Annotated in this window: 17 protein-coding genes and 7 tRNA genes; 3 read left to right on the top strand and 21 right to left on the bottom strand. The window is 42.6% G+C overall.

The window, feature by feature from the left end:
• Nucleotides 1-259: 259 nt before the first annotated feature.
• On the top strand, nucleotides 260-1,201 hold the full coding sequence (locus DEHRE_RS01240; protein WP_019226707.1) for a helix-turn-helix transcriptional regulator: 942 nt from the start codon (nucleotides 260-262) through the stop codon (nucleotides 1,199-1,201).
• A gap of 15 nt (nucleotides 1,202-1,216) precedes the next feature.
• On the opposite strand, the gene DEHRE_RS01235 is transcribed toward DEHRE_RS01240, so the two are convergent.
• On the bottom strand, nucleotides 1,217-1,648 hold the full coding sequence (locus DEHRE_RS01235; RefSeq protein ID WP_019226706.1) for a universal stress protein: 432 nt from the start codon (nucleotides 1,646-1,648) through the stop codon (nucleotides 1,217-1,219).
• Nucleotides 1,635-2,789 carry a cation:proton antiporter gene (locus DEHRE_RS01230; protein ID WP_242837003.1) on the bottom strand — a complete coding sequence of 385 codons (1,155 nt, stop codon included), beginning with the start codon at nucleotides 2,787-2,789 and terminating at the stop codon, nucleotides 1,635-1,637. The genes DEHRE_RS01235 and DEHRE_RS01230 overlap by 14 nt, the downstream gene beginning before the upstream one ends.
• Nucleotides 2,790-3,149: 360 nt before the next feature.
• Here DEHRE_RS01230 and DEHRE_RS01225 point away from each other — a divergent pair, with 360 nt between their 5' ends.
• Nucleotides 3,150-3,389, top strand: coding sequence for a DUF190 domain-containing protein (locus DEHRE_RS01225; protein WP_345787589.1), 240 nt, complete (start codon nucleotides 3,150-3,152; stop codon nucleotides 3,387-3,389).
• Between the two features lie 295 nt (nucleotides 3,390-3,684).
• Nucleotides 3,685-4,059: a fluoride efflux transporter CrcB gene (gene crcB / locus DEHRE_RS01220; RefSeq protein WP_019226704.1), complete on the top strand. Its 375-nt coding sequence runs from the start codon at nucleotides 3,685-3,687 to the stop codon at nucleotides 4,057-4,059.
• Between the two features lie 153 nt (nucleotides 4,060-4,212).
• Here crcB and DEHRE_RS01215 read toward each other — a convergent pair whose 3' ends face one another.
• The 19 genes from DEHRE_RS01215 to DEHRE_RS01125 form a co-directional block, all read right to left on the bottom strand.
• Nucleotides 4,213-4,707 (bottom strand): flavodoxin family protein, encoded by a 495-nt coding sequence (locus tag DEHRE_RS01215; RefSeq protein WP_025205012.1) that lies wholly within the window; start codon nucleotides 4,705-4,707, stop codon nucleotides 4,213-4,215.
• A 49-nt stretch (nucleotides 4,708-4,756) separates the two neighbouring features.
• A complete protein-coding gene (locus DEHRE_RS01210) occupies nucleotides 4,757-5,332 on the bottom strand; it encodes a flavin reductase family protein (protein ID WP_025205010.1) in 576 nt (191 codons plus the stop codon).
• A 107-nt stretch (nucleotides 5,333-5,439) separates the two neighbouring features.
• Nucleotides 5,440-6,558: an iron ABC transporter substrate-binding protein gene (locus tag DEHRE_RS01205; RefSeq protein ID WP_025205009.1), complete on the bottom strand. Its 1,119-nt coding sequence runs from the start codon at nucleotides 6,556-6,558 to the stop codon at nucleotides 5,440-5,442.
• A gap of 70 nt (nucleotides 6,559-6,628) precedes the next feature.
• Nucleotides 6,629-7,381: an ABC transporter ATP-binding protein gene (locus tag DEHRE_RS01200; protein WP_025205007.1), complete on the bottom strand. Its 753-nt coding sequence runs from the start codon at nucleotides 7,379-7,381 to the stop codon at nucleotides 6,629-6,631.
• Nucleotides 7,378-8,463, bottom strand: a complete 1,086-nt coding sequence (locus tag DEHRE_RS01195; protein ID WP_025205006.1) for a FecCD family ABC transporter permease — start codon at nucleotides 8,461-8,463, stop codon at nucleotides 7,378-7,380. The genes DEHRE_RS01200 and DEHRE_RS01195 overlap by 4 nt, the downstream gene beginning before the upstream one ends.
• Nucleotides 8,464-8,503: 40 nt before the next feature.
• A complete protein-coding gene (locus DEHRE_RS01190; protein ID WP_025205005.1) occupies nucleotides 8,504-9,034 on the bottom strand; it encodes an FmdE family protein in 531 nt (176 codons plus the stop codon).
• A 41-nt stretch (nucleotides 9,035-9,075) separates the two neighbouring features.
• Complete coding sequence (locus DEHRE_RS01185; RefSeq protein ID WP_025205004.1) at nucleotides 9,076-9,888, bottom strand: class I SAM-dependent methyltransferase; 813 nt, start codon at nucleotides 9,886-9,888, stop codon at nucleotides 9,076-9,078.
• 301 nt (nucleotides 9,889-10,189) lie between these two features.
• A complete protein-coding gene (locus DEHRE_RS15515) occupies nucleotides 10,190-10,282 on the bottom strand; it encodes a CooT family nickel-binding protein (RefSeq protein WP_345787588.1) in 93 nt (30 codons plus the stop codon).
• A gap of 691 nt (nucleotides 10,283-10,973) precedes the next feature.
• Nucleotides 10,974-11,306 carry a nucleotidyl transferase AbiEii/AbiGii toxin family protein gene (locus DEHRE_RS01175; protein WP_242837002.1) on the bottom strand — a complete coding sequence of 111 codons (333 nt, stop codon included), beginning with the start codon at nucleotides 11,304-11,306 and terminating at the stop codon, nucleotides 10,974-10,976.
• Nucleotides 11,307-11,379: 73 nt separating this feature from the next.
• Complete coding sequence (locus DEHRE_RS01170; RefSeq protein WP_242837001.1) at nucleotides 11,380-11,976, bottom strand: type IV toxin-antitoxin system AbiEi family antitoxin domain-containing protein; 597 nt, start codon at nucleotides 11,974-11,976, stop codon at nucleotides 11,380-11,382.
• A 413-nt stretch (nucleotides 11,977-12,389) separates the two neighbouring features.
• Nucleotides 12,390-12,466, bottom strand: a tRNA-Val gene (locus tag DEHRE_RS01165).
• Between the two features lie 5 nt (nucleotides 12,467-12,471).
• A tRNA-Leu gene (locus DEHRE_RS01160) sits at nucleotides 12,472-12,560 on the bottom strand.
• Between the two features lie 3 nt (nucleotides 12,561-12,563).
• Nucleotides 12,564-12,638 (bottom strand) — tRNA-Cys (locus DEHRE_RS01155).
• A gap of 13 nt (nucleotides 12,639-12,651) precedes the next feature.
• Nucleotides 12,652-12,726, bottom strand: a tRNA-Gly gene (locus DEHRE_RS01150).
• Nucleotides 12,727-12,733: 7 nt separating this feature from the next.
• Nucleotides 12,734-12,809: transfer RNA gene (locus tag DEHRE_RS01145), tRNA-Phe, on the bottom strand.
• A gap of 149 nt (nucleotides 12,810-12,958) precedes the next feature.
• Nucleotides 12,959-13,035 (bottom strand) — tRNA-Asp (locus DEHRE_RS01140).
• Nucleotides 13,036-13,186: 151 nt separating this feature from the next.
• Nucleotides 13,187-13,262, bottom strand: a tRNA-Val gene (locus DEHRE_RS01135).
• Nucleotides 13,263-13,421: 159 nt separating this feature from the next.
• Nucleotides 13,422-14,693, bottom strand: coding sequence for a glycosyltransferase family 2 protein (locus tag DEHRE_RS01130; protein WP_019226700.1), 1,272 nt, complete (start codon nucleotides 14,691-14,693; stop codon nucleotides 13,422-13,424).
• A 171-nt stretch (nucleotides 14,694-14,864) separates the two neighbouring features.
• The gene (locus DEHRE_RS01125) at nucleotides 14,865-15,185 is read right to left on the bottom strand and encodes a hypothetical protein (RefSeq protein WP_019226699.1); all 321 of its coding nucleotides are present in this window, start codon (nucleotides 15,183-15,185) and stop codon (nucleotides 14,865-14,867) included.
• Nucleotide 15,186: the final 1 nt, after the last annotated feature.

Raw genomic sequence — 15,186 nt, 5'->3', positions numbered from 1 at the left:
CTTCATGACATCAACCTCCGATGTCAGCAATAGGTATAAGCAAGTCATAACATTCTCTTTTCTTTATCTCTTTTCGTATTAATTCGTACTTGCCTCGTGTAAAAATGTACGATATAATACGAATTGAGACAAAGATGTGTATATATGACGTTTAATATCTATATTAGTACAATTTCACACAAAAAGTCAACGGTTTATATATTCAAATGATTATTTGGGTACTCATTGTCATACCATCTGAAGTATAGGAGGATATAAAATGGGCGAAAAAAAAGCTTTGTCAACCCAAGATGTGGCTGACATGCTTCATGTAAGCAAAAGCACAATCTATGATCTCATTAAAAAAGGCGAAATCGTCTCCTACAAGGTAGGAAGAAAAGTCCGTTTCACAGAAAACGACGTGCAGGATTATATATCCCGTTCCAAAAAAGGCCCATTCAGCCCGAGTTCACCATCCGGCACTTTGGGCGCCTTCAGCTTGTTAGGCATTGAAAAGAAGCAAGATGGATTTATTATTTGCGGCCAGGATCTGATTCTCGATATTCTTTCCAATTACATGAGACTACATGATATTCACGCGCTAAGAGCTTACATAGGGAGTTATGACAGCTTGGTTTCCTTATACAAAAATAAGATCAATGTTGCCTCTACGCATTTGTGGGATAGTGATACAGATCAATATAACGTCCCCTATGTCAGAAGACTGCTTCCCGGTATTCCCACAGTGATTATTCACCTTACCTGCCGTATGCAGGGATTATATGTGGCCAAAGGAAATCCAAAAGGGATCACGACCTGGGCAGATTTTGGCCGGGATGACATTACCATGATTAATAGGGAATTTGGGGCTGGTTCCAGAGTTCTTCTTGATGAGAATTTAAAGCTCCTTGGGATATACGGAAGCACAATTAGAGGGTATAAGAAAGAAAACCAGTCCCATTTGGCAGTTGCCAGTGCCGTAAGCAGCGGAGAGGCTGATGTGGCCGTGGGCAACGAAAAGATCGCGAGACAGGTCGATAATATTGATTTCATTCCACTGAAAAAAGAACGCTATGATTTAGTTGTCAAAAAAGAGAATTTCCAAACTCCAGAAATTCAAACAATGTTAAATATCATCCGTTCTCCAGCTTTTAAAAATGAATTTGCGAATATAGGCGGTTATGACACAAGCGACATGGGTAAAATCGTTGCAGAGATTTAATAGAACAGTCCTTTATTAACGTCCATCTTTAACAGTTAAAACAGGTATGGCAGAATAGCTTACTACTTTCTGAGCCACGCTGCCGATCACGAGTTTTTTAAACCCTCCCAAGCCTCTTGTGCCAACAATGATTAGGTCAAACCCATTCTCTTTTGCATAACTAATGAGTTTTTCAGCCGGATGCCCGTGGACAATTTCCGTTGCAATTTTCATTCCTTCCTTAAGCCCTGTTTCTCGAATTTCTTGATGCAGCGGCTCAATTTTTCTTTGCGCTTCTTCAATGGTTTCCTCTACTTCGTCCATGCTTTGGCTAAAATCAGGCAATCGGACTACAGTTAAAACTGTAACAGATGAATTAAGTTTGTTGCTTAATTCTTTAGCGTACTCCAGTGCCTTCCTGCTGCTGGGTGAACCGTCAAACCCCACAAGAATCTTATTGATTTCCATCGCTTTGTCCTCCTTTTAATAGATTTCGAGGAAAGAAGAATTTTTGAGCTATCAAAGTAGGAATAACAGCACTTAGTATTACGACTGAAACAATCACGCTATATTGAGAATTGGTAATATACTGATTGGTTAACCCATAGAGGGCTGAAATTGTCCCAAAAGTTAAGCCGGTACTCATTAGCAGCGTGGTATAGATACCATCCCGTCTGCCATATTTGAAAAACATAGTCGCCGGTAGGACTCCAATAAATTTAGCTGCAACCTTTACGATCAGCAAAAGAGCTATCAGAGAAAACGTCGTTATAAGGGCTTTAACGGAAACCAGAGAACCTGCCTTGATAAAGTAAAACGGCGTAAAGGCTACGAACCCGATGGCGCGTAATTTATGCAGTGTTTCCTTATATTGCAGGAAAAAACCCGCCATGGCAAGACCGATGATATACGCCGGAAGAACAGCTTCACTCCCTGAATATACCGCAAGATATGCCAGTAATAAGAGGATTAGAAGCACGAACTTTATTTCCGGTTCACTGACCTTGCCGCTGTATATTTTAAAGACACGTTTGGCCAAGGGCGTTCCTACCAAGATCACTAAGACCAGCGCTCCTGTAAAGATAAGGATCTTATAGGAAAAACCTGTAAATAACAATCCCAGGGCTAAGACTGTTCCCAAGTCTGTAATAAAGCAAGCTGCTAGAATTGATTGTCCAAAAGAAGTTGCGCTCAGTTTACTTTCTACCATGACAGCGTAAACAACTGCGACAGATGTAGTTGATAAAGCGATCCCGGTAATTTTTGCGGCATTGACATCCCATCCCAGGAAATAAAAGGCGACGATCATGCCAAATAAAAAAGGGAGCAGGAATGAGAGAATTCCAATCGCCATGCTTTGCTTTAAGTTCTTTTTGAGGCTCACCGGGTTAATTTCTGCTCCGGCCAAAAAAGTCAATATGACCGCCCCCACACTTGCCAAGAAATTGACCCAATCTGTAATCTGGATGTGCATGACGTTTCCGCCAAAGATACCAACCAGAATTTCCACAAGAGCCACCGACATACCCAAGCGGATCGATATGATACTTGCTGCCAAAGCCAAAAGAATCCATTGTGTCGCAATCCAGTACGTATTCTCCACGTTCATTCCCCCTAACTTACACCTAATGAATATAAAGTATTCTCACGAATGATTCGGTACGAAAAAACAAAAACTCCTACCTCAAAGGTAGGAGCCATTAGCTTTATGCGTATGCGAGCCCCATCGCAAATTATTCTGATTTTCATTACTAATGCTATAATATATCATAATACTATTTTTTACAATGATCATTTAGAATACTCATTATAGAATTATTACAGTTTGATTTTCAACTAATCATAACGTTTTTGATCCCAACCTATTTCACTTTTAATCAAAGAATTCTTACATAGAATCAATATAAAGGAAATAAGATCGGATTATTGAATTATATTTAATAAATAATTTTAGGGAGGGTGGATTATTATGGTTAAGATATCAGGACAGGCGCGCAGACTACGGATTTATATCGGCGAAGCGAGTAAATATAAAGGAACCCTGTTATATCACGCCATTGTTAAGAAAGCTAAAGAGCTTGGCCTGGCGGGTGTTACCGTTTTGCGGGGAATTGAAGGGTTCGGTGCGAATTCCAGAATCAAGACCGCTAAAATCCTTGAATTGTCCCATGACCTTCCTATTGTGATTGATATTGTTGAACAGCATTGAGTATATAGAAACAATCATGCCGTTTTTAGATGAAGCAGTCAATGAAGGTCTGATTACCATTGAGGATATTGAAATTATCAAGTACTCTCCCAAAAAGTAATTGCTTTACTCACATAAAATACTTGCATTGTCTTTCCTCAAAAGTTAAAATAAATTTTGTTATATTTAGCGATGGAGCCCGCTTTTACCTTAAGGTTGATAGCTCCTATCAGACTATATATTGGTATAGTCTGATAGGAGTTTTTTATTGTTTTATTGGAATATATAGAATTACTTTGAGGAGTAGAAATGTATTATGATGAATGTCTTTTCAGTTGCGATGGGGGGCGCTTTAGGCGCGGTTGCCCGTTATGGTCTGGGAATTTGGATATCCAACAAATGGACTCATGACTTTCCCCTGCATACCTTTTTGATCAACATTACCGGAGCATTTTTATTGGGATTCCTTAATACCCTCTTTTTGGACAAACTTACCTTAAGTCCGGAAATGCGGTTAGCTATGACAGTCGGTTTTTTAGGGGCTTTTACCACATTTTCCACCTTTGGCTACGAGACGATCATGCTGTTGAAAGATGGAAATATTTTAACTGCGGGCATTTATACATTGGTTAGTATTATTATTGGTTTTCTGGGAGTGTTTCTTGGTATGGGCCTTGCCCGCCTTATTTAAGCCTGGAGGATAAACATGTTGGAAAAAGAGAAATTACTTAAATTTATGTCGGCGAAAGTGAAAAATTCGAAAACAAAACACTCTATTAGTATTTTATTTACTAGCAATATATGAAACAGGGGAAATTGCCTATGACGCATCTCAAATACGACTTTAGTGAAATAATTCCACTGCTTTTTCCGCAACCCGTCTTCCAAACAACTGAAATAGATCTTCTTTCCCCTCCAGATCGTCTCTTAACGCTACAGGTCCCAAATGAATGAACGGTCTGCCGCAGCCCATCCCGGATGAGTATACCAGCATACCCTTGACCAGCATATGACTCAAAACACTAGAAATCGCCCGGTCTGCCCCACCATGCAGGCAATTTGCCGTGGCAAAAGCCGCGCCGAGTTTCCCTGCCAAACTGCAATTCCAATCCGTATCAAACCACTTTTTCAACTGCCAGCTCAAGTCTGCCGCATAGGCCGGGGTCCCGATAATAACCGCCTGGCTGTCCTCAACAAATTCATAATCGACAGTATCTTCCTGCACCAGATTCATCAGCTTTACTTCTATACAACCGACCTCTTCAATTCCTTGCTGAATATAACCCGCCATTTTTTCCGTATTGCCGGTAACACTGACATATAAGACTGTAATTTTCACGCTAACCTCCTTGATATTGAAGGACGATAGTTCTATTCAACTATTTTGCTCATTTATCAAACATCTCGGCATAGTCTGCTTTCCTTCCGGTAAAAACCGGCCTCGTAAACCACATTTGTTCATTACCCAACATCACTGAAAGCGGCCGAGCACGTTCAAAATCCATGTCTCCGTCCTCATTGAAAAAGGACGCATTTACCTCCAGGTGAACAACTTGACCAATCACCAACGAATACTTTTCCCTGAGTATTTCTTCAACCAGCTTGCATTCCGCCCAGGCCAAACACCCTTCAATTCCCGGAACTTTGATCTGTTTGGACGGGAACGGTGTTAAACCGGCTTTCAGAAACTCATCAACTTCCGGAGAATAATTTTTGGAACAAACCATCACCGCATCAGCCAGATTAGCCGGAGGGATATTGATGACAAATTCTCCGGTTTGTCGGATATTGATTAATGTATCTCTCTTTATCCAGGAAGCCAAAACGATTTCCTCATAGGGTCTTAGGATTGGGGTAATATTTGACCAGGGAGCAATATTACGCACACCGTCTTTGCTCATTGTCGAAATAAGGGCGACCGGTAACGGCATAATCTGTTCTCTTTTACGCGGTTCCAGTATCACATGAAACACCTCTTTACTATAATGATTAGAAGTAACCCATCAGGTGTGTTTTTCAGCCTGATGGGTTTTAATTTTTAAAAGCTAACGATTGACTGATAAAAAGCGTTTTACTTCAGCTCAAGCTTCCTAAACCCGCCAAAATCCTTAGCCATCTGGGCATAAGCATCTTTTCCTAAAAGCGCCTGATAAATTTCAGCCGCTTTTTTCTCCGGATCAATATCCTTAAACTGCTCCGGATAAAGGACTTTACCGATATAATAAGCATCAGCGATTGATGTATCAATATTGGTCGTATAGTAATTATACGGAAGCAGGGCATAGAGTTCCCCGTTCTTTACTGCAGACAAACTTTGATAGAACTTAGGGTTTTTCTTATAGTCTTCAAGTACGGAAGGGTATCCGGCTCCATCAAGAAAAATCTTATCCGGGTTCCAACTGATCAGTTTTTCTTTATCAATCATCAAAGAACCTGTTTTGCCCGTTTCATCAACTACATTCTTGGCATGGACGGCATTAAAGAGCGAGTAATTGCCCTGCGTACTCTCTATGCCGTGGACGCCTTTCATTCCTAAGCCGCCGACATAAGCGGATGGTTTCTGAGTGTCAGCCACATCTTTTGTCCTGGTATCCAGATCCGTCTTGTATTGGGCCATCAGGCCGACTAATTCCTGAGCCCTTTTATCCATGCCGATAATTTTGCCGATAAGTGTCAGGGAAACATCGACCTTGGGATCAAAAGTTGATGTTTGGCCATAGCTTAACGCCACAACCGGAATACCGGTTTTGGACTGCAAGTTATCGGCAGTGGCTTGATCCGCTGCGTAAGTTGTAAAAATAACATCCGGTTTTACGGCAAGGATTTGTTCCGGATTCGGAGCGTTATTGGGTCCTCCCGGCCCAATAACCGGAAGCTTCGCCAGCGACGGATTGGCGTAAAGGTATGGTCTTCCTGTCGGACTGTCGATTTCCATTTGCTCAATACCCGCAAATATATCCGTATTCTCGAAATAGCAGCAAAGCCTTAAGGCTCCTGGACCGATCGCAACCACTTTTTTAGCTGTTCCGTTGATTTCAACTTGTCTTCCCAGCGTATCCGTCACAGTGATTTTCGCAGAAGCATTCTGGGAAGATTGGGCGGAACACCCGCTGAACAAAAATGTCAGACAGAATAACGCCGCCAGGGTCAGGGCGATTAATTGTCTTTGTGAGATAAACTTTCTTTTCATTTTTACCCTCCAATTCATATTTTCCTTCAGTTTAATTTTTTGTCCTGATACTCTCATTGGGTCGGAATATTTAAACCGGCACCACAACCGGAATATCCTCGATTTCTTTGATTTTGACCGGTACAGCATAAACACTTTCAATATTTTCGGGCGTCATCACTTCAAGACCTCCGGCTGCAAAAATAACGCCGTTTTTCAGCAGGAGGAACTTATTGGCATATCGGATCGCCAGATTCAAGTCATGCATCGTGACCACCGCGCACATTTGGTTGTCTTGGACAACATTCCGGACAATTTTGGCGACCTCAAACTGGTTTTTCAAATCCAAGCTGCTGGTCGGTTCGTCCAGCAAAAGAAGTTCCGGTTCTTGCGCCAAGGCCCTGGCAATGACAACTTTTTGCTGTTCTCCTCCGCTGAGTTCATTCAGGTAACGCAAGGCATATCCTTCCAGATCCAGCGATTTTAAAGCCTTACGGGTGATTTCCAGATCTTTTTGGGAAGCTTCCCATTGAATATACGGTTTTCTTCCTAAAAGAACAGCATCAAATACCGTGGCGAAGGCACCTTCCTGGCGTTGGGCAACATAACCGATTCTTTTGGCCAGTTCCCTCCGGCTAAGCTTGCCGGTATCTTCCTCCCGGATAAACACCGTGCCGGCATGAGGGCTTAACACTTTATTCAGGCATTTCAGCAGCGTGGATTTCCCCGCGCCGTTTACTCCCAGAATAGCCAGAAAATCTCCTTTGGCCACGGTAAAATTAATATCCTGCAATACCTCCCGGCTCGGATATTGAAACGCCAATCCTTTGACGGATAAAATCATCGTCTTTGATACCCCCTCACCAGCAAGTACAAAAAGAGCGGCGCGCCAAAAAAAGAAGTAATAGCCCCGACCGGAAGAACCACCGGTGCAACCATGGTTCTGGCGATTGTATCAGAAAAAAGCATCAGCACGGATCCCATCAGAGCGGAAGCCGGTATCAGGTAGCGGTGATCACCGCCGATAATCCTGCGCATGATCTGAGGCGCGATAAGTCCGACAAAACCGATAATACCGAGAAAAGATACGGCTACAGACGCTATTAACGCCGAAACAAACATACCTCCCTGCCGGACTCTTTTTACGTGAACGCCCAGACTTTTGGCGGTTTCTTCTCCGCTGTCCAGCGCGTTATAGTCCCACCTTTTAAACAGGAAATAAATAAAGGCGAAAATTACCAGGCAGGCCAGAATCAATACTTCCCGCCAGGCAACCCTTCCCAGATCCCCGAAAGTCCAAAAAACTGCAGCAGCCACCTGGACATCACTGGCAAAATATTGGATCAGAATGGTTCCGGCCATAAACAGGGAATTCAGCGCTACCCCTGCCAGGATCATGGCTTCGGGCGAAAACCCCCGTATTCCTGCCAACAGCAGAATCACCAGCGTTGCCGCCATGGAACAGGCAAAAGCACAAAGCGTAACCAGATAGGGATTATTGATGGTCACCGCATCCGTACTTGTACTGGAAATACTGCCGGCACCTAAAACAATAATAGCAATATTCGCTCCGAAAGCCGCCGCATGGGAGACCCCCAGCGTATCGGGCGCGGCCAGCGGGTTCCTCAGATTATTTTGCATGACACATCCGGCCACCGCCAACCCGGCGCCGGCAGTTATCGCCGCCAGAATCCTGGGCATCCGTATTTGCCAGATGACAACACTGGAAGCATCGCTTCCTTTTCCCAGGAGCGATTGAATTACCTGAAGCGGATTGAGATTAAATGAGCCGGCGTTGACCGCGGCTATAGCTAACAAGACAATTAAAAAAGCCAGCACCAAAATCACTATTTTTTTCTTATGCGTATATTGGTGATAAATATCCTTTTCTTGTAAATTACCCGCATCAGTTTGTTTATGCTTCATTAAGTCTTGTTCCTTTTAATTTTTTTCTACCGTTATATCTCTACCAGCCCCTGCCGTAATCTTTGAAACAGTCCAGGCAGACTTTTTTGCCGTCCTGCAATCTGATTTTATGTTCCGGCGCGTTTTCTCCGCAGACTTCACAAACTACTGAGGTAAAGAGCCTTGCCGTTTCAGGCAATTCATAACTTGGTTTCATCATCTGAAAAATTTCTTCTGCCTGGGCGTTCAGGATATATGCCTGACGCTCTTCCCTGTTCATTTCCCCTTCAAACGGCTTTAGAATTAATCGCAGGCTTTCCCCGTTTCTCCGGTTAAAAAAACTGAACGCCATTTTACCGGTTCCCCTATAGATCAGATTCCCTTTTCCCATGCTGCAGCCGGTCATGACCTGGATCGCATCGACGCCGCAGGCATCGTTTTCGGTAACACAGACAATTTCTTCATCCACAGAAAAGCGCACGCCCATCTTTTCCCGAGCCGTGACTGCCGCTTTATAGCCGATAGCCAGTCCCGGACACTGATGTCCATGGAATTCCACCGCCTTTTCCCATTCAGTAGGTTTTACACACATTTTAGTTCCTCCTTGCTTGCTATTATCGATTCGGTATTTCATTAAACTTGCCAAACCATTGTTGCAACGGTTGTATCAACCTCTTCATAAACAAAACCGTCCTTGGCCAGAGATCCCAAATAGGTTTCGATTTCTTTTTCCTCTGCAGAGGAAATATCGCGGTAGGTTTTTATCCGGTTGATATACAACCCTTTTGCTTGCTCCAACGTTTTCTTCATTTTCCAGACCTGCTTCTCGTATTGCAGTTCCGGAAGATACCCCTGACGCCAAAGAAGTTCAAACGCGAATACCAGCTCTTCGTCACTGCTTTCCCGCTTCTCCTTAATTCCAGCCAGCGCTTTAACGACATCAGACACCGGATCGGTTCGCCGAATCGGCTTGGAGAGTATACACCAGCCTTTCGACGCGGCACTCAGCTTTTCAAAAGTATCCGCACTTTGAACGGCCGGCGTCATATGGGCAAACACGAGGTCGAATTTGTGTTGCCACCCGGCCTGCACAAGATCCAGGTTATGCCAATCCTCACAATAAAAAGCAGCGTTGTCGATTTTATATTCTTTCTTTTTTTGTTCGGCAATCGCAATCATTTGGGGAGACAGGTCAACACCAGTTACCTGGCTGCATCTCCCGGCTAAGGCCAACGCATATTTGCCCGCGCCGCAGCCGATATCCAGGATCAGTCCCTCCGGATTCAGCATATTCTTGTTTAGCAGCAGCTTCAAAAACGCATCTTCCTCAAAACCAGGGCGAACATTTTCACCGAAGCTTCCGGCCATTGAATTCCACATATCTACGCTGGCTTTTTTGTTTTGTTCTTTCAGGTTCCATCTTTCGCGGATTTCTTCAATATTCATTTTTATCACCTCAGTTAAAAATCAGAATATCAGGGTTTCCCATATTCTACAATCCGCTAGGGGGGGATTAAAATTCTCATTGTTTTCTTGTTACTAAAATACGGAATTTGCAAAAATAGAAAACCACGAAGCTGAACCTCCGCTCCTGCGGATGTTTCTCAGCCTTCGTGGCTTACTCTAATCCATATCTTTCGTTTGTTTTTTTGGATCTAAATATCCTATGAGTCTTCATTACTCATTTTTGATAGTCAAATTATAAGATATATTAAATTACATGTCTATATTAAAAAAAATTTTCAACCTATTTTTTCAGCACGATTCTCTGATCTACCAGTTCAATTCCTTTGATTTTCGCCTTAACAATTTTCCTTTCACCAAAGATATTCTCTAGCACAAGGTTTTCTTCTTCTGGAAATATCTTGCCTACAGATTCGAGAAACAGTGCACAGAGACATTGGGTACTGGAACACCCCAGTTTTTGGGTAACTTTTGAGCAACAAAAAATACATATCTTTACCAATGCGTTCACTTCCTTTAGTCTGCGTTTGCAATATTTGATTTGCACTTTATACTTCATAAAAATAAAAACCACGAATGCTGACTGCCCGCTCCTGCGGATTTTTCAACCTTCATGGCTAATTATCATTAGATGTTTAGTTTATCGACACTTATTTGTAATAAGTTAATAGAGTCTTTCTTGACTCAAATATTTGTATTTTGAATTATACGCCATTATTTTTGCTATGTCCATAGAATTTCAGACAACCGGAAGTCATATAAAAACGTTGTTATAAAATAAATATCTTTGAATTTTTGGAAAACGTAAATGGAAGAATTTTCTATACAATCACCTTGAGGAAAGCTATCCGGCACAGCAGGTAGATGATTTTCCCTTGATATTATAGCCTAAACAACCTCCGATACATTTCCTTTCGTCCCAGAACCTGCATCCGGAGCATTGCTTAAACGGAGGATTACTATACCTTTTACTGTCAATATGATTTTTTTTAAAAATCGTTGACATTTGAACTGTATTATAGCACAAACAAACTCAAAATCTTAATCAGATAAAGTTTTTTTGTTTCTTAAAAACCGATTTCTTGGAAAATTTGGCTGATCGTTTGGCAGGCATCAGCAAAATCAACGTCACGTGCATAATCAAAATTTGATTGGTATTTTTCCCAGAAGCCTTTCAGTTGTTCGCTTGAAGCAATGTTTTCCATTACTGCTTTATAGTTTGATAATACAGTTCTACTTTTCACGTCAAAGCCTTTGATTGTGGTATCCAAATCCATCGTTGCCCTTGTATCCAGTCCGACAATGGCCGAGATCAAAAAACCGCCTTTCAAAATCAGATTCGGGTGATACTTGGATAGAGAAATACGTTCCAACAGCCTTTCCAGCATGTAGTTCTGCATTACAAGCTGGGCGGAAATGTTTTTCTCAGCAGCCATCTTATATAGGCTTTTAACTGCATTGGATTGTTCGTTCTCACAGCAGCACCTCCATATAGTTCAGTATTTTAGGCTTTACCCGTACTTTCTCCGCATAGTCAAAAAGCAGCGGGATATTGTTTCCCGGCATCTTGGCATACTGCTTCATGGCCTGATTCACAATCTGAATATCACAGGTGTTATTGCCTTTAACAATATCGCACAGCGTTCGTTCCACGTCGTACAGGCGTATGGGATTGCCGCAGGGCGAAACGCCCTTGGTCAACCCGAGCTCGTACAGATCCTTAACGGATTTTTTTATGATTACATTTTCTTCTTTCAGAGAGTGCGTATGATATCCATAGGGAAACGTCATGGTATATTTCTGGGGTATCCTGTCCGTCAGACCATGAATATATAAGGCCGTTTCGTGGGAAAAGATGCCACGGCTATACTTGTACTGCAAGATATACATTTTATCTTCCCACATTTTCGGCTTGATATAAATCCCCCGGTCAACCTTTGCCAAGGCCCCTATGTCCAGCATTTTCTTAAGATAATGCCTTGAAATATTGGCATCAGTAACCTGTGAGGCAGTAATAATGCCATTGTTTTGTTTGAGAATCTCTTTAATTTTGTCAATAGTTTTCATCATGTGCCACCCCTTGTTGTACATTTACACTCTATATTATGTCATATTAGAGTGTATTTTTAAAGAAAAACAATGCAAATTATTATCTTTCAGGCACAGATTTCGTGACGATATCCCGCCCCAAAAGCTCCGCTTATGTCTGTCTGAACATTCTTTTGGCACGGTTAAATGGTACCATGGCGCTCACTATCTGTTGTGTAAGGGCATAGAGAAAGCCACAGGCGAGCTGGGGCTTAGTTTTCTTGCTTATAATTTGAAAAGGGCCATCAATATGGTGGGAACAAGGAAATTAGTGGAGGCAATGGGGGGATAATCCCTTCTTTTTTTGCTTTTTTCAAATCCATATAAAAAAACAGGGAAATCCCTGCCTTGCAAATCATAAAACCCGCATGAATAGCGGGTTTTTAGACGAATTTTGGTGGGTTTGAGAGGACTCGAACCTCCGACCCCTGCGATGTCAACGCAGTACTCTAACCAGCTGAGCTACAAACCCAAAATTGGTGCCGAAGACCGGAATCGAACCGGTACGAGGGGTAAACCTCGCGGGATTTTAAGTCCCGTGCGTCTGCCAGTTCCGCCACTTCGGCGTTTGGAGGCGGCACCCAGATTTGAACTGGGGGATAAAGGTTTTGCAGACCTCTGCCTTACCACTTGGCTATGCCGCCTTAAGTTTACTATTGGAGCGGGTGACGAGATTCGAACTCGCGACTTTCACCTTGGCAAGGTGACACTCTACCACTGAGTTACACCCGCATGATCATGGTGCCTCAGGACGGAATCGAACCGCCGACACGAGGATTTTCAGTCCTCTGCTCTACCGACTGAGCTACCGAGGCATAATCGATGTTCGAGGCACGATATTCGATGTTTGAACTTGTGTATGCCTCTTGCGGTATCTAATCCGCAATAGTTGAAGTACCGTGGTGACTATTCGCTATGGAATTTAACTTCCACCTTTTGAACCACGAACTTCGAATATCGCGTATGGCGACCCCGATCGGATTTGAACCGACGATCTCCTGCGTGACAGGCAGGCGCTTTAAACCACTAAGCTACGGGGCCAATTCGATATTCGAGGCACGACGTTCGATATTCGAACCTTCGTATTCCTCTACAGTAAGTTTCCCGATGTTCAGTTCGTACCTTCCGCTCTTCAAGCAATATCTTAATATGCTTTTTCGAACTTCGCGCCTCGAACTTCGAACTTCGAGTTTGGTGGGCGATGACAGGATCGAACTGCCGACATCCTGCTTGTAAGGCAGGCGCTCTCCCAGCTGAGCTAATCACCCAGGCTTGCTGTGACGAATTATAGTATACACAAATATCGATGGTGTGTCAAAGGATTTTTTGCGTAAAAACAAGACATTTTTTGGTGGATTGTTATTCCACAGCACGCGAAAAGACCCGGTCAAAGCCGGGTCTTCTGTATTCTTTACCGTTGAGGTTATTCAGCTGGTCGATACTTTTTCTTCCGCACGAATTTCCTCATAATTAATCGAGCGGGTATGTAGCGTATGCGACCACTCTTTCTTGTTGCGATGAATAAACCCGGCAATAATGATCGGTATCCAGCTGTACATAAAGATCGGATACAGAATCAAGCCAAAATAGGCCTTTGTTGGCTTTTTGTCCAAGTACAGGGACAATATGGCAAAAACAACAACACTTCCGGAAAGAACCTGCCAGACACCTGCAGGAATATAGTCAATAAACAAGTTGACATAATAAGGGCGCAGAAAGAATAACACCTGCATCAAAATAAACGAAGCCGAAATAATCAGGAAGAACGGCTGAAAGAGATGCATCGCTGCATCAAAATACAGCCACTTTTTCTCGCGGAATCCTTTTACAAGAAGAATAGGCAAATATCTGCAGGCAACGTCAACCTGCCCCTGAGCCCAGCGTTTCCTTTGATGACAGGACTGTACAAAGCTAAGCGGCTTTTCGTCATAGACGACCGCGTCATGCGCCCAGCTGGTTTTTATCCCATATACCAGGGCTTTCATCGTAAACTCAAGATCTTCAACCAAAGAATGAGCTCCCCAGCCAAATTTCTTAAGTACATCGTAGGAAATACACATCCCTGTACCGGCCAGGGTATTGGAAACTCCGAAATTGAACCTGGCCAGCTGAACCAGCCTGTTCATCATCCAAAATGCAATTGAAAATGAAGTGGTAACCCATGTATCATAAGGGTTCTTGGAATCCACATAGCCCTGAATGATTTGATCTCCCTGGCAGAGCTTTTTATTCATCTCTCTGAGGAAGTTACCCTTGACGAGATTATCGGCATCAAACAAAACAAAAGCATCATACGTATGGTCTAAAGCAAAAATCTTCGAAAATAAGTATTCCAAGGCATAGCCTTTTCCGCGTTTTGTCTCATCAAAACGCTTGTACACATAGGCTCCAGCTTTTTTTGCCAGGTAAGCAGTGTTATCCGTGCAATTATCGGCTACAACAAAGATGTCAAAAAGTTCTCTCGGATAATCCAGATTTTTAAGGTTGTTAATCAACGGCGCGATTACCCTTTGCTCATTATGGGCGGCAACGACAATCGCAAATCTATTCTTGGGTTCAAATTCATCATCTTCAGGTTTCCGACGCATCCCCAGAATCGATAAAATAAAATAATACAAAGTCACAAAAATAATGATGACTTGTAGAGAAATCATAGTAACGTTAAAAATTTCTTGCACAATATTGGAAAAACTATCCAAAAATCTTACCCCCCCTCAATTTATCAATTTTAGCAGATATTACTGCTGCCTGCAATAAGACTTGTACAATATCTTAAGAATCTATTTTATTATTCTTTTAAGGCAACAAACATACACAAATGTTTATATTCAAACATTTTTTTCTTGGGAGTCAATTATCGACGGAACTCTTCATTTTTTACGTCCGAATAATTTATAGATGATGATGCCGGCAAAACCAATCATCATTACGATTAACAGCAGGCTGATCTTTAAGGCCAAAAAAACGGAAGACCAGTAGGTACCGGCAACCTGTGTCCCGCTTACGAAAGGTATCATATTACGGAACAGTGCCCCAATACCCTGCCCGATGATCACCATCAGAATAATTCCGACGGTTATTAACAGTATTCCCAGAAGACCAATTGGACTATCCAAACGTCTTTTATTTAATTTCTGCCTTTTCCACCAATAGTATTCCACTAAAAGTTCACGACGAATACGTTCCCACATT

Source organism: Dehalobacter restrictus DSM 9455, assembly GCF_000512895.1.
Classification (GTDB): Bacteria; Bacillota; Desulfitobacteriia; order Desulfitobacteriales; family Syntrophobotulaceae; genus Dehalobacter; species Dehalobacter restrictus.
This window is presented reverse-complemented; position numbering and strand designations above follow the sequence as displayed.